25 protein-coding genes are annotated in these 25,116 nt (G+C 60.9%); 13 read left to right on the top strand and 12 right to left on the bottom strand.

Annotation, left to right across the window (positions count from 1 at the left end):
• Positions 1 to 75: 75 nt before the first annotated feature.
• From AB4O41_RS03735 to AB4O41_RS03710, 6 genes are all read right to left on the bottom strand, one after another.
• On the bottom strand, positions 76 to 741 hold the full coding sequence (locus tag AB4O41_RS03735) for a response regulator transcription factor (protein ID WP_008005351.1): 666 nt from the start codon (positions 739 to 741) through the stop codon (positions 76 to 78).
• Positions 742 to 800: 59 nt separating this feature from the next.
• A complete protein-coding gene (locus tag AB4O41_RS03730; protein ID WP_460146323.1) occupies positions 801 to 1,358 on the bottom strand; it encodes a PQQ-dependent catabolism-associated CXXCW motif protein in 558 nt (185 codons plus the stop codon).
• Between the two features lie 239 nt (positions 1,359 to 1,597).
• Positions 1,598 to 2,389, bottom strand: coding sequence for an ABC transporter permease (locus AB4O41_RS03725; RefSeq protein ID WP_460146322.1), 792 nt, complete (start codon positions 2,387 to 2,389; stop codon positions 1,598 to 1,600).
• On the bottom strand, positions 2,386 to 3,129 hold the full coding sequence (locus tag AB4O41_RS03720) for an ABC transporter ATP-binding protein (RefSeq protein WP_460146321.1): 744 nt from the start codon (positions 3,127 to 3,129) through the stop codon (positions 2,386 to 2,388). Before AB4O41_RS03720 ends, AB4O41_RS03725 begins: the two co-directional genes overlap by 4 nt.
• Positions 3,126 to 4,085, bottom strand: coding sequence for a YVTN family beta-propeller repeat protein (locus AB4O41_RS03715; protein ID WP_460146319.1), 960 nt, complete (start codon positions 4,083 to 4,085; stop codon positions 3,126 to 3,128). The genes AB4O41_RS03720 and AB4O41_RS03715 overlap by 4 nt, the downstream gene beginning before the upstream one ends.
• Positions 4,086 to 4,121: 36 nt before the next feature.
• Positions 4,122 to 5,306: an ABC transporter substrate-binding protein gene (locus AB4O41_RS03710; RefSeq protein ID WP_460146318.1), complete on the bottom strand. Its 1,185-nt coding sequence runs from the start codon at positions 5,304 to 5,306 to the stop codon at positions 4,122 to 4,124.
• Between the two features lie 160 nt (positions 5,307 to 5,466).
• Between AB4O41_RS03710 and AB4O41_RS03705 the strand changes: the two genes are divergently transcribed.
• From AB4O41_RS03705 to AB4O41_RS03645, 13 genes are all read left to right on the top strand, one after another.
• Complete coding sequence (locus AB4O41_RS03705; RefSeq protein WP_007907038.1) at positions 5,467 to 5,595, top strand: hypothetical protein; 129 nt, start codon at positions 5,467 to 5,469, stop codon at positions 5,593 to 5,595.
• 103 nt (positions 5,596 to 5,698) lie between these two features.
• On the top strand, positions 5,699 to 6,160 hold the full coding sequence (pedF, locus tag AB4O41_RS03700; protein ID WP_460146316.1) for a cytochrome c-550 PedF: 462 nt from the start codon (positions 5,699 to 5,701) through the stop codon (positions 6,158 to 6,160).
• A 3-nt stretch (positions 6,161 to 6,163) separates the two neighbouring features.
• A complete protein-coding gene (locus AB4O41_RS03695; RefSeq protein ID WP_460146315.1) occupies positions 6,164 to 7,039 on the top strand; it encodes a substrate-binding periplasmic protein in 876 nt (291 codons plus the stop codon).
• Positions 7,039 to 7,788, top strand: coding sequence for a quinoprotein dehydrogenase-associated SoxYZ-like carrier (locus AB4O41_RS03690; RefSeq protein WP_460146314.1), 750 nt, complete (start codon positions 7,039 to 7,041; stop codon positions 7,786 to 7,788). Before AB4O41_RS03695 ends, AB4O41_RS03690 begins: the two co-directional genes overlap by 1 nt.
• A gap of 15 nt (positions 7,789 to 7,803) precedes the next feature.
• Entirely contained in the window at positions 7,804 to 8,742 is a 939-nt protein-coding gene (locus AB4O41_RS03685) for a quinoprotein relay system zinc metallohydrolase 1 (protein WP_460146312.1), read from the top strand.
• Between the two features lie 260 nt (positions 8,743 to 9,002).
• Positions 9,003 to 10,778: a PQQ-dependent methanol/ethanol family dehydrogenase gene (locus AB4O41_RS03680; protein WP_460146310.1), complete on the top strand. Its 1,776-nt coding sequence runs from the start codon at positions 9,003 to 9,005 to the stop codon at positions 10,776 to 10,778.
• 254 nt (positions 10,779 to 11,032) lie between these two features.
• On the top strand, positions 11,033 to 12,553 hold the full coding sequence (gene exaC / locus AB4O41_RS03675) for an acetaldehyde dehydrogenase ExaC (protein WP_048394652.1): 1,521 nt from the start codon (positions 11,033 to 11,035) through the stop codon (positions 12,551 to 12,553).
• A 288-nt stretch (positions 12,554 to 12,841) separates the two neighbouring features.
• A complete protein-coding gene (gene pqqA, locus AB4O41_RS03670; RefSeq protein ID WP_010455123.1) occupies positions 12,842 to 12,913 on the top strand; it encodes a pyrroloquinoline quinone precursor peptide PqqA in 72 nt (23 codons plus the stop codon).
• Between the two features lie 54 nt (positions 12,914 to 12,967).
• Positions 12,968 to 13,882, top strand: coding sequence for a pyrroloquinoline quinone biosynthesis protein PqqB (pqqB, locus tag AB4O41_RS03665; protein ID WP_460146309.1), 915 nt, complete (start codon positions 12,968 to 12,970; stop codon positions 13,880 to 13,882).
• A 249-nt stretch (positions 13,883 to 14,131) separates the two neighbouring features.
• A complete protein-coding gene (gene pqqC / locus AB4O41_RS03660) occupies positions 14,132 to 14,884 on the top strand; it encodes a pyrroloquinoline-quinone synthase PqqC (RefSeq protein WP_460146307.1) in 753 nt (250 codons plus the stop codon).
• Positions 14,881 to 16,014, top strand: coding sequence for a pyrroloquinoline quinone biosynthesis protein PqqE (pqqE, locus tag AB4O41_RS03655; RefSeq protein ID WP_460146305.1), 1,134 nt, complete (start codon positions 14,881 to 14,883; stop codon positions 16,012 to 16,014). The genes pqqC and pqqE overlap by 4 nt, the downstream gene beginning before the upstream one ends.
• A gap of 238 nt (positions 16,015 to 16,252) precedes the next feature.
• Entirely contained in the window at positions 16,253 to 17,416 is a 1,164-nt protein-coding gene (ercA, locus tag AB4O41_RS03650; RefSeq protein WP_008071266.1) for an alcohol dehydrogenase-like regulatory protein ErcA, read from the top strand.
• Positions 17,400 to 19,127: a hybrid sensor histidine kinase/response regulator gene (locus AB4O41_RS03645; protein WP_460146303.1), complete on the top strand. Its 1,728-nt coding sequence runs from the start codon at positions 17,400 to 17,402 to the stop codon at positions 19,125 to 19,127. Before ercA ends, AB4O41_RS03645 begins: the two co-directional genes overlap by 17 nt.
• Here the strand turns inward: AB4O41_RS03645 and AB4O41_RS03640 are convergent.
• The 6 genes from AB4O41_RS03640 to AB4O41_RS03615 all read right to left on the bottom strand — a co-directional run bounded on the left by AB4O41_RS03640 (position 19,112) and on the right by AB4O41_RS03615 (position 24,838).
• Positions 19,112 to 19,987 carry an aldose 1-epimerase gene (locus tag AB4O41_RS03640; RefSeq protein WP_460146302.1) on the bottom strand — a complete coding sequence of 292 codons (876 nt, stop codon included), beginning with the start codon at positions 19,985 to 19,987 and terminating at the stop codon, positions 19,112 to 19,114. The two genes, AB4O41_RS03645 and AB4O41_RS03640, sit on opposite strands and share 16 nt — an antisense overlap.
• Positions 19,988 to 20,159: 172 nt before the next feature.
• Positions 20,160 to 21,440 carry a TRAP transporter large permease gene (locus tag AB4O41_RS03635; protein WP_460146300.1) on the bottom strand — a complete coding sequence of 427 codons (1,281 nt, stop codon included), beginning with the start codon at positions 21,438 to 21,440 and terminating at the stop codon, positions 20,160 to 20,162.
• Positions 21,441 to 21,968, bottom strand: a complete 528-nt coding sequence (locus AB4O41_RS03630; protein WP_038984172.1) for a TRAP transporter small permease — start codon at positions 21,966 to 21,968, stop codon at positions 21,441 to 21,443.
• A 76-nt stretch (positions 21,969 to 22,044) separates the two neighbouring features.
• A complete protein-coding gene (locus tag AB4O41_RS03625) occupies positions 22,045 to 23,028 on the bottom strand; it encodes a TRAP transporter substrate-binding protein (protein ID WP_460146299.1) in 984 nt (327 codons plus the stop codon).
• Between the two features lie 58 nt (positions 23,029 to 23,086).
• On the bottom strand, positions 23,087 to 23,980 hold the full coding sequence (locus tag AB4O41_RS03620) for an SMP-30/gluconolactonase/LRE family protein (protein ID WP_460146298.1): 894 nt from the start codon (positions 23,978 to 23,980) through the stop codon (positions 23,087 to 23,089).
• A gap of 45 nt (positions 23,981 to 24,025) precedes the next feature.
• The gene (locus tag AB4O41_RS03615; RefSeq protein ID WP_460146296.1) at positions 24,026 to 24,838 is read right to left on the bottom strand and encodes an NAD-dependent epimerase/dehydratase family protein; all 813 of its coding nucleotides are present in this window, start codon (positions 24,836 to 24,838) and stop codon (positions 24,026 to 24,028) included.
• Between the last annotated feature and the right edge of the window lie 278 nt (positions 24,839 to 25,116).

Here is a 25,116-nt window from a genome sequence, read left to right as displayed (position 1 = left end):
ACGCTCTGCGTCCCTTCCAGAGCCGAACGCGGAGCGTCCGTTGAGGCATTCCCACGCAGAGCGTGGGAACGATCATCAACGCCGCAAATACGACCCGAAATCAATATCCCCGGCACTCAAAATCGCCTGCACCCGATTGTGCACATTGAGTTTGCGCAATATCGCCGAAACGTGCGCCTTGACCGTGGTTTCGGCGATTTCCAGGGTGTAGGCGATCTGTTTGTTCGATTCGCCCTTGGTCATACGCTCAAGCACCAGCAACTGCTTGCGGGTCAGTGCCTGGAGTAGCTCCGGCGGGAAGCTCGGGGTGTCATTCATCCGGCGGTGAGTGCCGCTTTTTTGCGTGCGAATGATGTCGGGCGGCAGGTACACATTGCCATTGAGAATCTGCTGGATCGCCTCGGTCATCTGCACCCGAGGCGAGGACTTGGTGATGAAGCCCACCGCGCCATAGGTGATGGCTTGCAGCACGATTTGTTTGTCCTGTTCGGCCGAGACGATCACCACCGGAATGGTCGGCGCCTCGTTGCGCAGGTTGATCAGGCCATTGAGGCCGTGCATGCCGGGCATGTTCAGGTCGAGCAGGATCAGGTCCAGATCATCGTGTTCCTGGGTCAGGGCCAGGGCACTGTCGAGGTCGGCGGTTTCCATGACCTCACTGCCGGGGAAACCGTCGCTGATGACGTTATGAATGGCTTCGCGAAACAGCGGGTGATCGTCGGCAATCAGAATTTTGTACATGGCCTTTCACCTCATTATTTTTTTGATCAGGGTGTGGCAACAACTCGCAAGCGCTCAAGTCAGGGAAAGGGCTCGGGCCGGGCCGGCGTCACGGGCAGATTTGCCGCTTGCCACGCATCCAGTCCGTCGCGGTACCAATACAGTGTCTTATAGCCCATGGAAGCGGCGCGTTTTACCGCGTTCCAGCTCAACCAGCAATCGGAGCGGCAGTAAAAGACCAACGGTCGCGTCAGGTCGCCCGCCGTCAATTGCTGCAGGTGGCGCGCGAAATAATCCTGCCACGGGGGCGTCAGGTCGCCGTCACCGGTATTGGCCAGCCAATGGCTGCCGGGCAGGTTTTCGTGGGCCTCGTCTTCGATGAAACGGCCTTGCAGCCATTGCCGGCGGTAGACATCGATCAGCAGCGGCTGTGGCATCTGCTTGAGCAGGGTTTGCAGGGCCGACGTGTCGATGATACTCGCCCCCTGAAGCTGAGTCGGGGTCGGGCTGCGGTATAAACCGATGCGATAACCTTCGGCGGAGAACAGCGCTGTTTCAGCCTGCGCGGTGCCCAGCAACAGGCTCAGCGACAGCGCAGCGAGAGAAGGGCACAGCAGAACACGTCGTGCACGCGGCATGGGGGTTCAGTCCTTATAGTTATGAACCCATTACATGCCAGTAGCGGTGCATTGTGAATGCGACGATAGACAGGTAAACCAGTACTAAAGTAGTAATTTTGCCCGGATTGCCGGGTGCTTGATCGTTCCCACGCTCCGCGTGGGAATGCCTCACCGGATGCTCCGCGTCCGCTCTTGGGACGCAGAGCGTCCCTGGCTGCATTCCCACGCGGAGCGTGGGAACGATCGGGTCGGAGCAGTCAGTTGGTTTTGCGCAGGGCCGCATGCTGCGGGTTGAAGGTGAGTACTGCCAGCAAGGCAAACACCAGCGTCAACCCCACACACACCGCCAACGCCAACGGATTGAAGCGTTCATACAGCGCAAATCGCACCAGTTCCACTGCATGGGTGAACGGGTTCAAGGCGCACAGCCAATACAACCACTCGCTGGACTCGCGCATTTTCCACAGCGGATACAGCGCCGACGACAGGAAAAACAGCGGGAAGATTACGAAGTTCATCACCCCGGCGAAGTTCTCCAGTTGGCGGATGGCGTTGGACAGCAACAGGCCCAGCGCGCTGAGCATCAACGCCACCAGCAGCAACGCCGGAAAGGCCAGCAACAAACCCATGGCCGGCGGTTGCACGCCGTACAGCCAGGCAATTGCCAGAAAGGCATACACCTGCAACAGCGAAATCAGCGATGTCGCCAGCAATTTGCTGCACAGCAGGAAGGTCCGGGGCAGGGGGCTGGTCAGCAGCACGCGCATGCTGCCCATCTCTCGGTCGTAGACCATCGACAGCGAACCTTGCATGCCGTTGAACAACAGGATCATGCAGGCCAGGCCCGGAATGATGTAAACCTCATAGGGAATGTAGGTGTCGTAGGGCTCGATGATGGCGATACCGAGAGCCGCGCGAAAACCCGCAGCGAACACCAGCAGCCACAACAACGGCCGCACCAGCGCGCTGAGAAACCGCGTGCGCTGCAACACAAAACGCAGCCATTCGCGCAGCACGATACCGCTGAAACATTGCCAGTAAGCGTTCATCTGACGACTGCTCCTGAAGAGGGCGAGGTGGTCAGGCGAGCGAAGGCCGAGCCGAGGTCGCCGCCGTGTTCCAGGCTTAGCGCGTCCGCCTGTCCGCTGGCCACCAAACGGCCTTGATGCAGGATCAGCAAGTCGTCGCTGGGCTGCACTTCATCCAGCAAATGAGTGGTCCAGAGCACGCTGATGTTGTGCTCGCGGCACAGGCTGCGGATGTGTTGGTTGAGCGCCAGGCGACTGGCCGGATCGAGGCCGACACTGGCCTCATCAAGTAGCACCAGGCTTGGCTCGTGCAACAATGCCCGGGCGATTTCCACCCGCCGACGATGGCCACCGTTGAGTTCACGCACCCGTTCGCCACGGCGTTCGGTCAGCGCCTGGCGCGCCAGTTCGGCGTCGACCCGAAGGCCGGTCTGGCGTCGGGACAAGCCATGCAGCGCGGCGTGGTAACGCAGGTTTTGCTCGACGCTAAGGTCCAGATCCAGGGTGCTTTGCTGGAACACCACACCCAATTGCTTTAACGCCGGGCGTGCCGAGGTACGCAAGGAGCAACCGCCGACCCGAATATCACCGCGCTGCACATCATAAAGGCGAGTGAGCAGGGCGATCAGCGTCGATTTTCCCGCGCCGTTCGGTCCCAGCAGCGCGGCAAAACGTCCCGCTGCCAGGCTGAAACTCACCTGCCGCAAGGCCTCCCGCGCGCCGTAAGCGAAACTCAGGTCGCTGACTTCAAGGGCGTTCATGGCGTCACCACCACGCCCCAGGGATAGCGCCCGACCTTCACCGATTTAGTGACCTTGAGGCTGTCGACATCAATTACTGATACGTCGCCGCTGACGCCATTGGTGGCCAGCAATTGCCGTTGATCCGGGGTGAACGACATCTGCCAGACCCGTCGGCCCACCAGCAGGTAGTCAAGTATCTCGAAGGTCTTGGCGTCGATCACCGCCACATGGTTGGCCGGGCCGAGCGCGACGAAACCGTACTTGCCGTCGGCGCTGAGTTTGATCCCCACCGGCTGAACCTTGTCTGGGTGTACGCCCTTGATCTGGAAGGTCAGGGTCTTGAGGAGCTTGCGGCTGGAGACGTCGAGAATCGTCACCGTGCCGCCGATCTCCGCCGAGGCCCAGAGCTGCGAGCCATCGGGATTGAATTCGACGAAACGCGGCCGCTGATCAACCAGGGTGTTGTCGGCCAGGGTCTGGGTACTGGTGTCGATCCAGTGCAGCATGTTGGTGGTTTCACTGGTGTTCACCGCCCACTTGCCGTCGGGGCTGACGGCCATGCCTTCAGGCTCGACGCCAACGTTGATCTGCCCGAGGACTTTGGAAGTTTCGGTGTCGATCACCGTCACCAGCGCATCGTCCTCGTTGGAAACGTACAACCAGCGATTGTTGGGATGCAGGGCGAATTGCTCAGGGTCTTTGCCCGAGGGCAGTTCCTTGATGATCTTGCGCGTGGCGACGTCCATCACCTGGACCCGATCCGAATCACTGGCGCAGATGTACAGCAGCTTATTGTCGTGGGACAGCAACAGGCCGCGCGGGCGCTGGCCGACGGGCAGGGTCTCGGTGACTTGCAGGGTCTGCATGTCGATCAGGCTCAGGCTATTGTCCTTTTCGTTGGAGACCCAGGCGGTGCTGGCAGCGGCGTGCCCGGCGGCGAGCAGCAGGGCGCAGGAAAGCAGGGTGCGGCGCATGGCAGATTCCTTATTGTTGTTGTCGTGAAAAAGGGATCAGAGAAAGCGGCAGCTGACCTCGGCTTTGTCGTAACCCAGGCTGTCCATTTCGTTGACGGGGTGCAGGAAACCTTCTTGCGGCGAGGTGCTGACCAGCGCCCGGGGTTGCACGATGGGGATCGGCTGGCGCAGCTGACCGTTCCACGGCCGATAACTGAGCTTGCGACCCTTGAAACCGTCCAGCGGCAATTGGTCGCTGATTGCAAGCGTACGAATCGCCATGGCATCGGCCTGGCGCAGTTTGCCCACCGCACTGGCGATGCTGCGTACGGCCATCCACGCGGCGAAATCCCGGTCGTTCATCCAGCGCCCGGCCAGGGCTTCGAAGCGTTTCTGTAACTGCGCGGCGCCGTAGGTTTCTACGGTCTTGTGCCAGCCCACCGGGGTCAGACCCTGAGTGCCGGCAACCGGCCGTGGATACCAGGTCTGGTAGGGCACGTATTCGCCGAAGTCGCCGCGTTCATCGGCCACCAGTACCACGTCGTACTCGGCGGTCTGGGTGAACAGCGGCATGTCGGCCTGGGCGCTGCGGCGCTGGTCGTTATCGAAGCTCCAGGCTTTCTCCGCCACTAGTTGCAGGCCGAAGCGTTTGGCCGCGCGACGCAGGGCGGCGGCGTAGGCTTGATCGTCCGCGGTCGGGCCGACGATCAGCAGCGCCCGTTGCCATTTGCGCAGCACCAGAAATTGCGCCAGCGCATCGGCCAGCATGGCGCGGCTTGGCAGGCTGTGCAGCACGTTCGGCAAGCAATCGGTGCTGCGCAGGCTGTCATCGGGGCTGCCGGCATTGAACAGCAGGCTGTCGGGTAGCACGGCGCTGAGTCGGCGCAGGGTCTGCGCTGGTGCGTTCACCACAAACAGGCGCAGGCCTTGTTCGTGTTGGTTTTTGGCCGCTTCGATCAGCGCATCCGGAGTGTCGACGCTGGCGCTGACCAGGCTGTAGCTGTGATTGAGAAAGCGCCCGGTACTGTTGCTGTCGGTGATCGCCAGTTCGGCGCCGCGCAGGCCGGCATCGGTCGGTTCGGGGATGACATTCGACAGCAACGGGCCGGGGTCGGGGCGATAAGCGAGGTAGCCGATTTGCACCTGCAACGGCGCGTTCGCCGCCTGAACCTGGGTCGCCACCCCGGCGGCGCAGGCAATCGCCAGCAGGTAGATCAAGGCATAAGGGGCGAGCTGGCGCATAAAGGCACTCCATCACAGGTAGCGTCAGCATAGGAACCCTGGGCGGGCGGGGAAATATGCAGAAAGTACCGATGGGCCAGTACCAAGGTAGTAACTCACCCCGGGCGGCGCGGTTTTAGCATGGGCTACGACGGCCATCACTCAAGGGGGGAGATTGACCATGCGAATTCTCAAAGCACTGCTCCTGCCGTTTTTGCTGATCCTGACCCTGATCGGCGTCGATAAGCTTCACGGCGCCCGGCCGGTATTGGTTGGGCCTGCGCCACAAGCCCTACTACCAAGGGAGTAGGCCGCGGCCACCAAAGCAGCATGGGGTTGGCGCAAAGCCGTTCCTAAGATGAGTGCCATAGCCTCTTCAAAGAGGTTTTGCGTGCAATCTAGAGGGCAGAACAATGACAACAAAACGCAACGCCTTGCTCGTTGCCGGACTGCTGGCCGGTTTCATCAACGCAGGTTCCGTCTGGGCCCACGGCAACGTGGTACCCCAGGCCGTCGAAACCAAGGGACTGACCCCGATCAAGGATGCCGGTGTGCAGGTCGATGCCGATGGTTGGGCGGCGGCGAACCCTTACCGTTCCTCCCCGGAACACGATAAAGCCTTGGAAATCGGCTCTTCGGCCTACAACCAGAACTGCGCGGCCTGTCATGGCCTGGAAGCCAAGTCCGGCGGCATCGCGCCCGACTTGCGCATGCTCGACGTCGGCGAGGCCGGTGATGAGTGGTTCGTCGAACGCGTGCGCCATGGCGCCGTGCGTGACGGCCGGGTGTATATGCCGAAGATGGCCGATTACCTGAGTCAGGAAGCCTTGTGGGCGGTGCGTACCTACCTGGACAGCGTGCACGTCGAGGAGTGACCCATGCGCCTGCTCGCGGTGTTGATCGGCGCTGTGTGGCTGTGCTGCCAGACAGCGCAGGCGCAGGTCCGTACCTATGACGAAATGATCGCCGCCGCCGAGCTGAAAGTCGCGGTGTACAAGGACTTCGCGCCCTACAGCTTTGAAGACGCTGGCGAGGCTCGCGGGGTCGATGTCGAACTCGCCCAGGCCCTGGCCAAGGCCATGGGGGTACGCCTGAAACTGATCTGGGCGCCCGCCGGGGAAAAGCTCGACGACGACCTGCGCGATTACATCTGGCGGGCCAGTCAGTTGCACAATCAGCAACTGGCGGACCTGATGATGCGCGTGCCGTACGATCGCGATTACTCACAGAAACGCAATGAACTGGGTGAGCTGGAAAACGGCCATGTGGTGATGTTCGGGCCGTATCAGACCGAACAATGGCAAGTCGCTTACGACCATCGTCGGCTGGACTCGGTGGCCAGCGTCGCGGTGTTCCAGCAGCACCCGATCGGCGTCGAAGTCGACAGCGTGCCGTCGTTTTACCTGACCTCGGTGTTCAACGGCATGCTCGCCGGCAAGACCCACCATTATCCAGGCGTATCTCAGGCGTTTGCCGCGATGAAGGCCGGTGAAGTCGATGCGGTGATGGCCATGCGTGGCGAGATCGACTGGCAAGTCCATCAGGCCGCCGACCCGCAAGTGGCGCTGGCGGAAAACGCCTACCCGAACATGGGCAAGCAGCTTTGGGAGATCGGCATGGCGGTGCATGAAAGCAATCGGCAACTGGCCTATGCCGTGGAAGAGGCGCTGGAAGCGCTGATTCGCGAGGGTTCGGTGAAAGCCATTTATGCCCGTTACGGCCTGCGGTATGACGTGCCCGAGATGTATCAATAGTGAACTGGCGAGTGAGTTGTCTGTTGGCCTGCTGGTTATCCTTGGCCGCGCATGCGGTTGAGGTCGATCCGGTGCCGTCGGTGATGTGGGGCTTCTATCACAAGCAGATGTTGGGCGATGCACCGTTCGTATTCGACGAGCGGGTCAAGTTGCTCGCGCCGCCATTTGCCGAAGACGCCCGGCAAGTGCCGCTGGAAATCGACGCCCGAGCGTTCAAGGGTGAAGTGGTACGAATCCTCGCCTGGGCCGAACTCAATCCGCTGCCGAAAATCGTCGACTTCGAACCCTTGACCGGTGTGCTGCCGTGGCTGTCGATCCGCATCCGCGTTGAACAGGCCACGCCATTGCGTGCGGCGGTATTGACCCGCGATGGGCTGTGGCATGTCGGCTCGACCCTGATCGATGCGGCAGGCGGCGGTTGCACGGCACCGAGCGTGGTGCGCACTCAGCCAGGTTGGGAAGAACACATCGGCGAAGTGTTAGGTGGCCGTTATCCCCGTGGCGAATTCAGTCGCGTGCGTTTGCAGGTGGCGCACCCGATGGACAACGGCATGGTCAGCGGCATTCCGGAATTCTTCATCAATCACGCAGAGCTGCGCGATCAAAATGATCAATTGCTGGCGCGTCTGGAGTTGTTCCCGGCGGTCAGCGAAAACCCCAATTTGGCCTTCGATATCGAAGGAGCAGGGCAGACGCGCCTGGTGTTGCGCGACAACAGCGGCAATCAGTTCGATGCGGCCATACCCTGACCCAAGGAGTGAGTGATGCGCTGGATGCTGCTGTTGTTCATCAGTCTGAGCCTGCCGGCCCTGGCCGATCCCGATTACGCACTCAAGCCCCGGCAGATCGCCGAAGGCACCTGGCTGCTGGAAGGTAGCACCGACAACTTCGCCAAGAGCAACGGCGGCAACATCGTCAACACCGCGTTCATCGTCACCGAACAGGGCGTGGTGGTAATCGACAGCGGGCCGTCGAAACGCTATGGCGAAGCCCTGCGCAATGCGATTGCGGCGATCACTGATAAACCGGTGATTCAGGTGCTGCTGACTCATCACCATCCTGATCATGTGCTGGGCAACCAGGCTTTCACCGACGTGCCGATCGGCGCTTTGGCCGGTACCACCGAGTTGTTGCATCAACAGGGTGATGCCATGGCCGAGAACATGTATCGGCTGGTGGGCGACTGGATGCGCGGCACTGAGGTGGTATTGCCGACGCAGACGCTGATGCCAGGTGTGAAAAGTTTTGGGAATCACGATTTGCGCCTACTGAGTCTGGGTGGGCACACCGGCGCGGATCTGGCTATTCTCGACCAGAAAACCGGCGTGCTGTTTGCCGGGGACCTGGTGTTTTATCAACGTGCCCTGACCACGCCGAACAGCCCGGGGCTGTCGGTGTGGCTGGCGGACATCGCGACCCTGCAAGGTCTGCCGTGGACGCTGATCGTCCCCGGCCATGGACCGGTGGCCACGGATACAAAACCGTTCGAGCAGATGCGCGATTACCTGACCTGGCTGGACCAGCTGATGCGCGATGGCGCCGCCAATGGCAGCGACATGGCCGAGATGATCCGCTGCCCCATTCCCGAGCGTTTCGCCGGGATCAGCTTGAGCCGCTATGAGCTGATTCGCAGCGTCAGCCATTTGTACCCGCGCTATGAGCGGGGGCAGATGAGGCGGGTGGATACCGGTTCACTCAACTGACTGATCGTTCCCACGCTCCGCGTGGGAATGCAGCCCGGGACGCTCCGCGTCCCTTCTGGAGCCGAACGCGGAGCGTCCGTTGAGGCATTCCCACGCGGAGCGTGGGAACGATCATCAAACTCCCATCTCCTCCGACCCGGTACTAAGGAACTAGCAATCTCCGCATTGCGGGCAATTGTTGCAAGGGCGGCGGCGCCCAAGAATCTGCACCAGACCGGGAAAATTTCCCGGGTATAACAAAAACCGCAGAGGCAGCCGTCATGACCCAACCCGCACGTCGCCAACCCTTCGTTTTGAGCATGCTGCTCAGTGCCATGCTGTTGTCTGGCCAGGCATTGGCCGCAGTCTCCGATCAAGACATCCTCCAGGACCCGAAGAACCCTGAGCAGGTCGTCACCAATGGCCTGGGCGTCCAGGGTCAGCGCTACAGTCCGCTGGACACCCTCAATGTCGACAACGTGAAGGATCTGCGCCCGGTCTGGGCCTTTTCGTTCGGCGGGGAAAAACAGCGCGGTCAGCAAGCACAGCCGATGATCAAGGACGGCGTGATGTACATGACCGGCTCCTACTCGCGGGTGTTCGCGGTGGATGCGCGCACCGGTCGCAAGCTCTGGCAATACGACGCGCGCCTGCCCGATGACATCCGTCCGTGCTGCGACGTGATCAACCGTGGTGTCGCGCTGTATGGTGATCTGGTGATTTTCGGCACCCTCGACGCCAAGCTCGTGGCCCTGAACAAGGACACCGGCAAGGTCGTCTGGAGCAAGAAAGTCGCCGACCACAAGGAAGGCTATTCCATCAGCGCCGCGCCATTGGTAATCAACGGCAAACTGATCACTGGTGTGGCCGGTGGCGAGTTCGGGGTGGTGGGCAAAATCGAAGCCTACGACCCAAAAAACGGCGACCTGTTGTGGACCCGGCCAACCGTCGAAGGCCACATGGGCTATGTCTACAAGGACGGCAAAGCGGTAGAAAACGGCATCTCTGGCGGCGAAGCGGGCAAGACCTGGCCGGGCGATCTATGGAAAACCGGCGGCGCGGCACCTTGGCTGGGCGGCTACTACGACCCGGAAACCAATCTGCTGCTGTTCGGCACCGGCAACCCGGCACCGTGGAACTCGCACCTGCGTCCGGGCGACAACCTCTACTCGTCGTCGCGCCTGGCGTTGAACCCGGATGACGGCACGATCAAATGGCACTTCCAGAGCACGCCCCACGATGGTTGGGACTATGACGGCGTGAACGAACTGGTGTCGTTCAACTACAACGAAGGCGGCAAGGAAATCAAAGCAGCGGCCACGGCGGACCGTAACGGTTTCTTCTACGTGCTCGATCGCACCAACGGTAAATTCATCCGTGGCTTCCCATTCGTAGACAAAATCACCTGGGCCAGCGGCCTGGATAAAAGCGGTCGGCCGATCTACAACGAAGCCAGCCGTCCGGGTGCGCCGGGCTCCGAGGCCAAGGGCAGTTCGGTGTTCGTCGCGCCCGCGTTCCTGGGGGCGAAAAACTGGATGCCGATGGCCTACAACCGCGACACCGGCCTGTTCTATGTGCCGTCCAACGAATGGGGCATGGACATCTGGAACGAAGGCATCGCCTACAAGAAAGGCGCGGCGTTCCTCGGTGCCGGTTTCACCATCAAACCGTTGAACGAAGACTACATCGGCGTGTTGCGCGCCATCGACCCGAAAACCGGCAAGGAAGTCTGGCGTCACAAGAACTTCGCGCCGCTGTGGGGCGGGGTGCTGACCACCAAGGGTAACCTGGTGTTCACCGGTACGCCGGAAGGTTTCCTGCAAGCGTTCAACGCCAAGACCGGCGAGAAAGTCTGGGAATTCCAAACCGGTTCCGGCGTGCTCGGCTCGCCCATCACCTGGGAAATGGACGGCGAACAATACGTCTCCGTGCTCTCCGGCTGGGGCGGCGCGGTACCGCTGTGGGGCGGCGAAGTGGCCAAGCGCATCAAGGACTTCAACCAGGGCGGCATGCTCTGGACGTTCAAGCTGCCGAAGGATCTGGTAGCCAAACACTGATCGCTGCACTGATCGCTGCACTGATCGTTCCCACGCTCCGCGTGGGAATGCAGCCCGGGACGCTCTGCGTCCCCTCCAGAGCCGAACGCGGAGCGTCCGTTGAGGCATTCCTTTGCTGCGCGTGGGAACGATCACCTACTACCAAATAACGAGAATCCCCCTGCCAACGGCGCATTCGTCTGGCAGGCGGGGCTCTCTACTATCGGTTCATCGCCTGTTGGCTCGACAGGCATCGACCCAGACAGAGGCCCACCATGATCTACGCACAACCCGGAACACCCGGCGCCGTCGTTTCCTTCAAACCGCGCTACGGCAATTTCATCGGCGGCGAATTCGTTGCCCCAATCAACGGCGAGTACTTCACCAACACCTCTCCGGTCACCGGTGAAGTGATTGCCGAGTTCCCGCGCTCCAGTGCTGCCGACATCGAAAAAGCCCTCGACGCCGCCCATGCCGCCGCCGATGCCTGGGGCAAAACCTCGGCGCAGGATCGCTCGCTGGTGCTGCTGAAAATCGCCGACCGCATCGAACAGAATCTGGAAATCCTCGCCGTCACCGAAACCTGGGACAACGGCAAAGCCGTGCGCGAAACCCTCAACGCCGACGTGCCGCTGGCCGCCGACCACTTCCGTTATTTCGCCGGTTGCATCCGCGCTCAGGAAGGCGGCGCCGCCGAGATCAACGAACTGACCACCGCCTATCACTTCCACGAACCGCTGGGCGTGGTCGGGCAGATCATTCCGTGGAACTTCCCGCTGCTGATGGCCGCCTGGAAACTCGCCCCGGCCCTGGCTGCCGGCAATTGCATCGTGCTCAAACCCGCCGAACAAACGCCGCTGTCGATCATGGTGTTCGCCGAGCTGATCGCCGACTTGCTGCCAGCCGGTGTGCTGAATATCGTCCAGGGTTTCGGTCGCGAAGCCGGTGAGGCGCTGGCCACCAGCAAGCGCATCGCCAAAATCGCCTTCACTGGTTCCACCCCGGTGGGCGCGCACATCATGCATTGCGCCGCCGAGAACATCATTCCAAGCACCGTTGAACTGGGCGGAAAATCGCCGAATATTTTCTTCGAAGACATCATGAATGCCGAGCCGCAGTTCATCGAGAAAGCCGCCGAAGGCCTGGTGCTGGCGTTCTTCAACCAGGGCGAAGTCTGCACCTGTCCGTCCCGGGCGCTGGTGCAGGAGTCGATCTATGACGACTTCATGAAAGTGGTGATGAAGAAGATCGTCAAGATCAAGCGCGGCAACCCGCTGGACACCGAAACCATGGTCGGCGCCCAGGCATCCGAGCAGCAGTACGACAAGATTCTCTCGTACCTGAAAATCGCTCAGGAGGAGGGCGCCGAACTGCTCACCGGCGGCGCGGCCGAGCGTCTTGAAGGCGATTTGTCGACCGGCTATTACATCCAGCCGACCCTGCTCAAGGGCCACAACAAAATGCGTGTGTTCCAGGAAGAAATCTTCGGCCCGGTGGTGGGTATCACCACCTTCAAGGACGAAGCCGAAGCCCTGGCCATCGCCAACGACAGCGAGTTCGGCCTCGGCGCCGGCCTGTGGACCCGCGACATCAACCGCGCCTACCGCATGGGCCGGGCGATCAAGGCCGGGCGCGTCTGGACCAACTGCTACCACCTGTACCCGGCCCATGCCGCGTTCGGTGGCTACAAGAAGTCCGGTGTCGGTCGTGAAAACCACAAGATGATGCTCGACCATTACCAACAGACCAAGAACCTGCTGGTGAGCTACGACATCAATCCGCTCGGATTCTTCTAACCCGTCAGAACACCATTGAAACCTGTGGGAGCGGGCTTGCCCGCGATAGCGACCTGACATTCAACATCAATGTTGAATGTGCCAGTACAGTCAATATTGATGTTGACTGACAGTCCGCTATCGCGAGCAGGCTCGCTCCCACATTGGTTTTTGTGTGTGGTTGAAGATCGTGCAACACCCCCTACCAACGCACCCCACAACCTCCTTCGAAAGTAGCATTCGGTCATCTCATCCCCCGTGCATTAATGGCTTTACCGGAATCGTCCGGCACAAGAAGAGGATTGACCCATGTGGAATAAACCCGCGTTTACCGATCTGCGCATTGGCTTCGAAGTGACGATGTATTTCGCCAACCGTTGATTGATTGCCCGGTCAGCCGTCGCGTTGGCCGGGCCTGCCTTCTGGAGGCATCCCATGCACATCCGCGTTCTCGGTTCCGCCGCTGGCGGCGGTTTTCCGCAATGGAACTGCAACTGCCGTCAATGCGCCGCTATGCGCAACGGCAATCTGCGCGCACAACGCCGCACGCAGTCGTCCATTGCCCTGAGCGACGACGGTGTGGAGTGGGTGCTCTGCAATGCTTCACCGGATATTCGCGCGCAGCTCGAAAGCTTTCCGGCGATGCAACCGGCCCGCCGCTTGCGCGACACGGCGATTGCCGGTGTCGTTCTGCTGGACAGTCAGATCGACCATTGCACCGGGCTGTTGAGCCTGCGCGAAGGCTGCCCGCATTCGGTCTGGTGCACCGAGCGGGTTCACGAAGACCTGAGTAGCGGCTTTCCCTTGTTCACCATGCTCAAGCACTGGAACGGTGGCTTGCAGTGGCAACCCATCGAACTGGATCGCGAGCCGTTCAGTATCGTTGCCTGCCCACACCTGCAATTTCGCGCGATTCCGCTGGTCAGCAATGCACCGCCGTACTCGCCCAATCGCGGCAATCCGCAGCCAGGCGACACCATTGGCCTGTTCATCGAAGACCTGCGCAGCGGTGCATCGGTTTTCTATGCCCCGGGACTGGGGCAAGTCGACGCCGAGGTATTGAGCTGGATGCAGCGCGCCGACTGCCTGCTGCTGGACGGCACGCTGTGGCGCGACGATGAAATGCGCGCGTGCGAAGTCGGCCAGAGCCTGGGCAGCGAAATGGGTCACCTGCCACAAAACGGCCCCGGCGGCATGCTCGATGTGCTGGAGGGCTTCAATCGCCAGCGCAAGGTGCTGATCCACATCAACAACACCAACCCGATCCTCGATGAAGACTCGGCCGAGCGCGCCTTGCTGGAGCGGCGCGGGATTGAAGTGGCTTATGACGGCATGAGTATTGAGCTGTAGCGGATGGCCCCATCGCGGGCAAGCCCGCTCCCACAGGGTTTGTGTACACCGCAGATCCCTTCTAGGAGCGAGGCTTGCCCGCGAAGGCGCCAGACCAGGATGCCCCATCGCGAGCAGGCTCGCTCCCACAATGGACCTGCTTTGTGCAGAGAATCGGCTAAGACCCGGACTCCTGTGGGAGCGGGCTTGCCCGCGATAGGGCCCGACCAGACACCGCAGAACCCAACGGTTATTCCCCGGAGAACCGCAATGACTGACACCCCCATGACCCCCGCCGAATTCGAAGCAGCCCTGCGCGCCAAGGGTGCCTATTACCACATCCACCACCCGTTCCACCAAGCCATGTACGCCGGGCGCGCCACCCGCGAGCAGATTCAGGGCTGGGTCGCCAATCGCTTCTATTACCAGGTGAACATCCCGCTCAAGGATGCCGCCATCCTCGCCAATTGCCCGGATCGCGACGTGCGCCGGGAATGGCTGCAGCGGATCCTCGATCATGACGGCATCCCCGGCAGTGAAGGTGGCATCGAAGCGTGGCTACGATTGGGCGAAGCAGTGGGGCTGGATCGCGAGCAAATCCTTTCGCAAGAGCTGGTGCTGCCGGGCGTGCGTTTCGCCGTGGACGCCTACGTCAATTTTGCCCGTCGCGCTTGCTGGCAAGAAGCGGCAAGTAGCTCGCTGACCGAACTGTTCGCGCCACAGATTCACCAGTCCCGGCTCGACGCCTGGCCCACCCATTACCCATGGATCGACCCGGCCGGTTACGACTATTTCCGTACGCGTTTGAGTCAGGCGCGGCGCGATGTCGAGCATGGTTTGCGCATCACCCTGGCGCACTACGTCACGGTCGAAGGCCAACAACGCATGCTGGAGATTCTGCAGTTCAAACTCGATGTGCTGTGGAGCATGCTCGACGCGATGAGCATGGCCTACGAGCTGGATCGCCCGCCGTATCACACCGTCACCACTGAGCAGGTCTGGCACCGGGGGATCATCTTGTGAGCCTGATCGAACAGCAACCCGGCCCACCGCTGTGGTTGCTGGCGGAGCTGACCTATCGCTGCCCGTTGCAATGCCCGTATTGCTCCAACCCGCTGGACTTCGCCCAACAGGGTGAGGAGTTGAGCACAGAAGAATGGATTCGGGTGTTCCGCGAGGCGCGGGAAATGGGCGCTGCGCAACTGGGGTTTTCCGGGGGCGAGCCGTTGGTGCGCCAGGACCTGGCCGAGCTGATCAAGGCCGCGCGGGACATGGGTTACTACACCAACCTGATCACCTCGGGTATCGGCCTGACCGAACAGAAGGTCCGCGACTTCAAGATCGCCGGGCTGGACCATATCCAGATCAGTTTTCAGGCCGCCGATGAAGAGGTGAACAATCTGCTCGCCGGCTCGCGCAAGGCCTTCGCCCAGAAACTGGCCATGGCCCGGGCGGTGAAAGCCCAGGGTTACCCGATGGTGCTGAACTTCGTCACCCATCGGCACAACATCGACCAGATCGCGCAGATCATCGAACTGTGCCTGGAGCTGGAGGCGGATTTCGTCGAGTTGGCGACGTGCCAGTTCTACGGTTGGGCTGAACTGAATCGCGTCGGCCTGTTGCCGACCCGCGAGCAATTGCAGCGCGCCGAGCGCATCACCAATGAATACCGCCAGCGGCTTGAGGCCAAGGGCCACCCGTGCAAGCTGATTTTCGTCACCCCGGATTACTACGAAGAACGCCCGAAAACCTGCATGAATGGCTGGGCCAACCTGTTTCTCGACATCACTCCGGACGGCACGGCCTTGCCTTGTCATAGCGCTCGCCAGTTGCCGGTGCAGTTTCCCAACGTGCGCGAGCACAGCATCGCGCACATCTGGAACGACTCCTTCGGTTTCAACCGTTTTCGCGGCGATGACTGGATGAAAGAGCCGTGCCGTTCCTGCGATGAAAAGCACAAGGACCTCGGCGGCTGCCGCTGCCAGGCGTTCATGCTCACGGGGGATGCCAGCAACGCCGACCCGGTGTGCAGCAAGTCGCCGCACCACGACGTTATTCTCAAGGCCCGGGACGAAGCCGACGCGCCGGGGCAGGGCATGCAGCACCTGACCTTGCGCAATGAAAAGGCTTCGCGACTGATCTATCGCGGATGAGTTGTGAACACAGAACCCTGTGGGAGCGGGCTTGCCCGCGATGAGGCCAGCACATTCAACATTGATGTTGACTGTAAAACAGCTATCGCGGGCAAGCCCGCTCCTACAGGGATTCTCAGTGAATCTGAAATCGGAGTGCACCCCCGGGCGGGCTCGCTATCCATTGGTCTGATTGCATTCGCAGCCGGATGCTTTAGTGTGTTCTTTACCTTCAAAACAATAAAAAACAGGCTTTCCAATGAGCCAGAATCTCAGCCAACTGCGTAAATTCGTTTCGCCTGAAATCATCTTCGGTGCCGGTTGTCGGCATAACGTCGGCAATTACGCCAAGACCTTCGGCGCCCGCAAGGTGCTGGTGGTCAGCGACCCCGGTGTGATTGCCGCCGGTTGGGTCGCCGATGTCGAGGCCAGCCTGCAAGCCCAGGGCATTGATTTCTTTTTATATAGCGACGTTTCGCCCAACCCGCGGATCGAAGAGGTCATGCTCGGCGCCGAGCTGTACCGGGAGAATCACTGCGATGTGATCGTGGCGATCGGCGGCGGCAGCCCGATGGATTGCGGCAAGGGCATCGGCATTGTCGTCGCCCACGGGCGCAACATCCTCGAATTCGAGGGCGTGGACATGTTGCGCATGCCCAGCCCGCCGCTGATCCTGATCCCGACCACCGCCGGCACTTCGGCCGACGTGTCGCAGTTCGTGATCATCTCCAATCAGCAAGAACGCATGAAATTCTCCATCGTCAGCAAGGCTGCGGTGCCCGATGTGTCGCTGATCGATCCGGAAACCACCCTGAGCATGGATCCGTTTCTGTCGGCCTGTACCGGCATCGACGCGTTGGTCCATGCCATCGAAGCCTTCGTCTCCACCGGTCACGGGCCGCTCACCGACCCTCATGCGCTGGAGGCGATGAGGCTGATCAACGGCAATCTGGTGCAAATGATCGCCAACCCCAGCGACATTGCCCTGCGGGAAAAAATCATGCTCGGCAGCATGCAGGCCGGACTGGCGTTCTCCAACGCGATCCTTGGCGCGGTGCACGCCATGTCCCACAGCCTCGGCGGTTTCCTCGATCTGCCCCATGGTCTGTGCAACGCGGTGCTGGTGGAACACGTGGTGGCGTTCAACTACAGCTCGGCGCCGGAGCGCTTCAAGGTGATCGCCGAGACGTTCGGCATCGATTGCCGTGGCCTGAATCACCGGCAGATTTGCGGACGGCTGGTCGAACACCTGATCGCCCTCAAACACGCCATCGGCTTCCACGAAACCCTGGGGCTGCACGGGGTGAGTACGGCGGACATTCCGTTCCTGTCGCAACACGCCATGCACGATCCGTGCATCCTTACCAACCCGCGCGAATCCAGTCAGCGCGACGTCGAGGTCGTCTATGGCGAAGCCCTCTGACGAGCAACAACGGGCGCTGGCCGGGTTACTCGGCTTAGGCAACCACTCGGCGCGCAAGAGTCATTACCCGGAACTGGCCGCGCGCCTGGATGAACTGGAAACCGAACGTAACCGCTACAAATGGCTGTTCGAAAACGCGGTGCACGGGATCTTCCAGGCCAGCCTGCTGGAGGGCATGCGCGCCGCCAACCCGGCGCTGGCGCGAATGCTCGGCTATCAAAACCCGCAGGAGGTGCTGTTTTCCCTGACGGACCTGGCGGGCACGCTGTTCGTCGGCGGGGCGCAAGAATTGGAAAGCATCGGCGAGATCCTCCAGCGCGAGCGCAGCCTGCTGGGCTATGAAACTCAACTGCGGCGCAAGGACGGCAGCGTCCTCGATGTGTTGATGAACTTGCTGCTCAAACCGGATCAGGAAGGTTTGGTAGAGGGCTTTGTCGCCGATATCACCGAACGAAAACTCGCTCAGCAGCGCCTGCAACAACTCAATGACGAACTGGAGCAGCGGGTCACCGCGCGCACCAACGAGTTACTGGACGCCAACCGCAATCTGCAACAGCAGATCACCCAGCGCAAACAGATCGCAGAAGCCTTGCGCGATGCCCGTGATGCCGCTGAAGCCGCCAATCGCAGCAAGGACAAATACCTCGCCGCCGCCAGTCACGACTTGCTGCAACCGCTCAACGCCGCGCGTTTGCTGATCTCGACCTTGCGTGAACGCAAACTGCCCGACGTCGAGCAGGTGCTGGTGGAGCGCACGCATCAGGCGCTGGAAGGGGCTGAAGATTTGCTCACCGATCTGCTGGATATTTCCCGGCTCGATCAGGCTGCGGTGAAGCCGGACATTGCCCTGTACCGCCTCGACGAATTGTTCGCGCCACTGGTCTCGGAGTTTCAGTCGGTGGCCGCAGCAGCCGGGTTGAACCTGCGGGTACACATGGGCGATTACGCTATTCATACCGACTTGCGCCTGATGACTCGAATCCTGCGCAACTTTCTCAGCAATGCCTGCCGCTACACCGACGAAGGCTGCATTCTGCTGGGGGCAAGACGCCGGGGCGATGCGCTGCGTCTCGAAGTCTGGGACACCGGGCGCGGAATTCCGGCGGATCGTCTTGACTCGATCTTCCTCGAGTTCAACCAACTGGACGTCGGGCGCGCCGCCGATCGCAAGGGCGTGGGCCTGGGACTGGCGATTGTCGAACGCATCGCCAAGATTCTCGACTACAGGGTTCAGGTGCATTCCCGGCCGGGGCGCGGTTCGATGTTCAGCATCGAAGTACCGATTTCCAATGAGATTCCACTGCCGATCAGCCTTGCCGCGCCGCAGCCGAGTACCGGCAACCCGTTGCCGGGCCGGCGTCTGTTGGTGCTGGACAACGAAGTCAGCATTCTTGAAAGCATGAGCGCGCTGCTCGGGCAGTGGGGCTGCGAGGTGGTCACGGCCACCGACGAGGCCACCGCGTTGGTGGCTTTGCAGGGACAGCCGCCGGAACTGATTCTGGCGGACTATCACCTGGATCACGGGGTGGTGGGGTGTGAGGTGGTTCGGCATTTGCGCGAGCATTTCAGCCAGGTGATTCCGGCGGTGATCATCACCGCCGACCGCACCGACCAGTGTCGGCGCTCATTGCAGCGCCTCGACGCGCCGCTGCTGAACAAACCAGTGAAGCCCGGCAAGTTGCGCGCGGTGCTGACTCAGCTGTTGGCGTAGCGATAGCGCAGGCTGAAATCGAGCTCGGCAGATTGGCCTTGCTCCAGCAAACGCAACCCTGGCCGACCCGGCAAGTGATGGGCATTGACCGGGTGGCTCACCGGTTCGATGCAGAAAAATTCCAGGCCCACGGGGCAGTAGAGCAGGTAGTAGTCGCTGCCGGTGGCCTGGCATTCCAGTTCATAACCCAGCTCGGGTTGCTGGATCAGGCAGTGACCGTCCCATTCGCAAAAGCCGTTGTCCACCAGCGTTTCGGGTAATTCCCGGGGCTGGCTGAAGTCCCAATCCTTGGGTATCGAACTGAGTTGTGTTGGCAGTTTTTCGCTGTCGCACAACCAGACCTGCTTCGCCTGCGCCTGCAACCGAGTGCCTGCGGTGCGCGGGAAATAAGGGTGTAAACCGAGCCCATGCCAGGCGGCATGTTCGGCCAGATGAGTGACCTGTAAACCGATGCTCAGCTTGCCCTCGCTCAGATGGAAACGTTGCCTTGCGCGATAGGCGAAGGGTGTGATGCTGTCGAGTTGCAGGACGATTTCATCGCGGGTGTGCGAGACGATTTGCCACGGCTGTTGCCAGGCGCTGCCGTGAATCGGCAGGGGATCGGTGAGGCTGTTGGGTGTCAGCGCGAGCCAGCCGTAGGGACAGTCGAAACCACCCTCCGAGATACGGTTTGACCATGGCGCCAGGGGATAGCAGGCGAGTTTACCGGGCAGGCCAGTGTTCAAGGCGTGTTGGCCACTGTGGCGCAACAGCGGTTGGCCGGTGCTGCGTACAGTCCAGTTGACGATGCTCGCCCCGAGTTCCGGGGCGAGGGTGAGGCGGGTGAGTTCGTCTTCGAGTTCGAGGAGTGTTGGCGTCATGGCGATCTTCATTGGCTGCATGAGGTTTTTTGTGGCGAGGGAGCTTGCTCCCGTTCGGCTGCGAAGCAGTCGTAAATCCAGGTAACTCGGTCCCTCTGGAAGATTGCTGGGGCCCGCTGCGCGAGCCAACGGGAGCAAGCTCCCTCGCCACAGGGAGATTTGCCAGCCGTTGTTACAACACCAAATGCGGCAACCACAGCGAAATGGCGGGAATGTACGTCACGGCCATCAGCACCAGGAACAGCACTCCGTAAAACGGCAGCAGCGCTTTCACGGTGCTTTCGATGCTGACTTTGCCCACCGCCGAGCCGACAAACAGCACCGCGCCCACTGGCGGTGTGATCAATCCGATCCCCAGGTTCACCAGCATGATCATGCCGAACTGCACCGGGTCCACGCCAATGCCCAGAATCACCGGCATCAGAATCGGCGTGAGGATCAGGATCAGCGGCGCCATGTCCATCACCGTGCCGAGCAACAGCAGCATCACGTTGATGCACATCAGGATCACGTAACGGTTGTCCGACAGGGTCAGGAACATCGTGGTGATCTTCGCCGGGATCTGCATCAGCGTCATGATGTAGCCGAAGCTGGCGGCGAAGCCGATCAGGATCATCACGATCGAGATGGTGCGCACCGTGCGGTGCATCAACTTGGGTAGCTCGCTCCATTTGTAGTCGCGGTAGATGAACATGGTGACGAAGAACGACCACAGCACCGCGATCGCTGCCGATTCGGTGGCGGTGAAAATGCCCGAGAGAATGCCACCGAGAATGATGACCATCGCCATCATGCCCCACATCGCTTCACCGCAGATTTTCAGCGCATCCTTGAGCGGAATGACTTCGCCCTTGGGGTAGTTGCGCTTTCTGGCGAAGATCAGGCACAGCACCATCAGGCACGCGCTCATCAGCAGGCCCGGCACCACGCCGGCCATGAACAGCGAAGCGATCGAAACGGTACCGCCGGCGGCCAGCGAGTAGAGCACTGAGTTATGGCTGGGCGGCGTCAACAGGGCTTGCACCGAACCGCTGACCGTCACCGCAGTGGAGAAATCCCGCGGGTAGCCGCGACGTTCCATTTCCGGAATCAGCACCGAACCGACCGACGCCGTGTCCGCCACCGAAGAGCCGGAAATCGCGCCGAAGAAGGTCGAGGCCATGATGTTCACCAGTGACAACCCGCCGCGCACGAACCCCACCAGCACCCCGGCAAAAGCCACCAATCGCCGGGACATGCCACCCTCGGCCATGATCGCGCCGGCGAGTACGAAGAACGGAATCGCCAGCAACGAGAATTTGTTAACGCCACCCGCGACCTGAATCATCAGCGCCTGGAACGGGATGTCGATCCACCACGCCCCGATCAGGGCAGAAAGCCCCAGGGCATAAGCGACCGGCATGCCGATCAGGATCAAAGCGATGAAACTGCCGAGCAGTATCAGAGCGTCCATTTATGCGGCACCTTCGCTTTCTTCAACCAGGTCGAAACGCACGACCCGACGGTTGCTCTGGTCACCGAGCAAGAGTTTTTCCAGCACGAAAATCAGCGTCAGCACACCGCCCACGGGAATCGGCATGTAGGTGATGCCCACGCGCAGAGTGGGCAGGGCGCTCATGAACTGGTTCCAGGTGGACAGGCAGAGCTTGGTGCCCCAGATGGCCATGAACAGGCAAATGGTCGCCATCAGCAGCTGCGAAACGATGCTCATGGTCTTGCGCAGTTCGGGGGGCATGCGGTCGGTGAGCATGGCCACGGCCATGTGCGCTCCGGCGCGATAACTGGCGGCGGCGCCGATGAAGGTGAAGACCATCATCAGCAAAATCGCGGTGGGCTCCGGCCAACTGGAACCGGTGCCGAGGACGTATCGGGCGAAGACGCCCCAGGGAATGATCAGGGAAATAGTCAGGACCGACAGGCCGGCGACCCAGATACAGGTCATGTAAATCCTGTCGTTGATGCGCAGCAGCAGATTCTTCATCGGGTTTCACCGTAACCGGGCGCCGCTGACGATCCACTCGTCAACGGTGCCGGGCCTTTCATGAATGCAGGGAGGGTTACTGAACGGCTTCGATGCGTTTGATCAGGTCGGCGTAAGGCGCGCCGTATTTTTCCCGGACCGAAGCCGTGGCTTCATAGAAAGGTTTTTTGTCGACGGTGATGAACTCGACGCCGGCAGCCTTGAGTTTTTCTTCACTGCTGGCCGACTTCGCATCCCACAGCGTGCGCTCCTGGGCCTGTGCGGCTTTGGCGGCTTTTTTCACCAGCACTTGCTGGTCGGGGCTGAGTTTTTCCCAGGTGATTTTCGACATCACGATCGGCTCGGGCAAAATCAGGTGTCCGGTCAGGCTGTAGAATTTGGCGTTCTGGTAGTGGTTGTGTTCGAGCAGGGTTGGCGGGTTGTTTTCCGCGCCGTCGATCACCCCGGTCTGCAACGCGCTGAAGATCTCGCCGGTGTCCATTGCAATACCGTTGCCACCCATGGCGTTGATGGTGTCGATGAACATCGGGTTGCCTTGCACGCGGATCTTCATGCCTTTGAGGTCGGCGAGGCTGCGTACCGGTTTTTTGGTGTAGATATTGCGCGTGCCGCCGTCCATCCAGGCCAGGGCGACCAGGTTGAATTCGGAGTGGGTGATCTTGTCGAGGATCTCATCGCCGACCTCACCGTCGATGACTTTGCGCATGTGCGCCTGGTCGCGGAACACGAACGGCATGTTGAACACGTTCACGTCCGGCACCACCGGCCCGACAATGCCGAGGCTGACCCGGGCCATCTGAATAGCGCCGACCTGGGCCTGTTCGATGACTTCTTTTTCCGAGCCGAGCACACCGCCGGCGAACATTTTGAAAGTCAGTTTGCCGTTGCTGTCGGCCACCAAAGTTTTACCCAGTTGTTCTTCGGCGACCACGGTCGGGTAACCGGCGGGGTGAATGTCGGCGAATTTGATTTCCAGCGCCTGGGCGGCGCTGCTGAGGGTGAAGGTGAGGGCTGCAGTGATGGCAAGTGCGGCGGCGAGCAAGGTGCGTTTGAAGTCCATGAGGTGCGTCTCCAGTCTTGTTTTTTTTATTCAAGGCACAGCGATGCAGCAGAGGGGGTTAAAGCATTTCGTTGAACACCGGTTCCGGCAAGCCTTTGACGCCGGGGTTGAGGGCGAACACGCCGCCGGCCAGCGACTGTTCGTCATGGTCATCAGCGGGGCGGATCGAGGTCACAAACAGGGTGTCGAGCTGGCTGCCACCGAAGGCGCACATGGTCGGTTTCTTCACCGGCACGGGGAGCGAACGATCCAATCGGCCATCGGGGGTGAACCGATGAATCAGCCCGGCGTCGTTGGCGCAGATCCAGTAGCAACCGTCGGCATCCACTGCCGCGCCATCGGGGCGGCCGAGGAAGTGATGCATGTCGACAAACAGCCGACGGTTGGACGGCGTGCCGCTGTCGATGTCGTAATCGAAGACCCAGATCTGCTGCACGTTCGGGTGCGAGTCCGAGAGGTACATGGTCTTGCCGTCCGGGCTGAAGCCCAGGCCGTTGGGCACGATGAAACCGCTGAGCCGGGCATCGAGCGGCCCGCGTTGCCCGGCACTGTAGCGATAGAGCGTGCCGTCGGCGGCGTTGGCGCCCATATTCAGCACCATGCTGCCGGCCCAGAAACGGCCCTGACGATCACAGCGGCCATCGTTCAGACGCATGTCGGGGCGGGCGTGATCGACGTGGGCCAGCAGTTTGCTGTCGAGGCTGCCATCGTTGTGCGGGTGTAGGTGAAAGAATCCGCTTTCCATGCCGGCGACCCAGCCACCCGCGCTGTGACGAGCGATACAGGCGAGCATTTGCGGGGCTTTCCAGGCATGAACGTGCCCGCTGTCGGCGTCCCAGCGCTGTAATCCAGCGGTCGGAATATCGACCCAGTACAGGGCGTTTTCCTCAGGAACCCACACCGGGCTTTCACCGACCGCATTGCGGGCATCGACAATCAGTTCGACTTGCATGGCATCGCATTCCCTTGGCTCTGTTATGTGGAGATTGGCGAGGGCTCAGTCGCCGAACGGCCCGGCCGCGACAAAGGCACCACCCTGATAAACCCGGGCCGGATCATCCTCGGCGGGCATTGGTTGGGCTTCGACTTTTTCGCGGAAGACTTCGGACGTGTCCTGTGGCGCATAACCCAGGTGCGCCGCGAATCGGTTGTCCCACCAGACGCTCTTGTTGTCGGACATGCCGTACACCACGGTGTGGCCGACATTCGGGGTGTACAGCGCGCGTTCGAGCAGTTGGGTCATGTCGTCGAAGCTCAGCCAGGTGCTCATCATTCGACGGTTCTGTGGTTCTGGAAATGAGGAGCCGATGCGGATGCTGACGGTCTCGATGCCATAGCGATCGAAGTAGAAACTGGCCATGTCTTCGCCGTAGGACTTGGACAAGCCGTAGTAGCTGTCCGGGCGGCGAGGGGAGTGGGCGTCGAGGGTTTCGTCCTGCTTGTAAAAGCCGATGACGTGATTGGAACTGGCGAAAATCACCCGTTTCACGCCATGGCGACGGGCCGCTTCGTAGATATGGAACACGCCGCAGATGTTGGCGCCGAGGATCTCTTCGAACGGACGCTCCACCGACACGCCGCCGAAATGCAGGATCGCATCCACGCCTTGGACCAGTTGATGTACTGCTTGCTTGTCGGCGAGGTCGCACGGCACGACTTCTTCGCGATCATCAATGGCTGGCGCCATGTCGGCGATGTCCGAAAGGCGGAGTACGTTGGCATAAGGTCGCAGGCGTTCGCGCAGGACTTTACCGAGGCCACCGGCGGCGCCGGTCAGGAGCAGGCGATTGAATGGGGATGTGGTCGTCATGTAAATCCCTGAACAGAAAATTGTAGTTGTTGGGTTTGTTGTAGGTTGTCGTATGACTTGGTCGAAGTATTGTTAGGCTTTCCGGTGCTTGTCAACGCGACTTTGGTTGAAATTGACGGAGGGTCATGTTCATCCAATGAGTTCACTGACCTGTGGCGAGGGAGCTTGCTCCCGCTGGGCTGCGAAGCAGCCCTCATCCAGAAGTTCAGGAACATTTAGTGATCGGATTGGGAGCGCTTCGCGCTCCAGCGGGAGCAAGCTCCCTCGCCACAGGGTTC

The organism is Pseudomonas sp. S2_A02 (assembly GCF_054668495.1).
The sequence above is the reverse complement of the archived record's forward strand: the minus strand, read 5'-3'. Positions and strand labels throughout refer to the sequence as shown.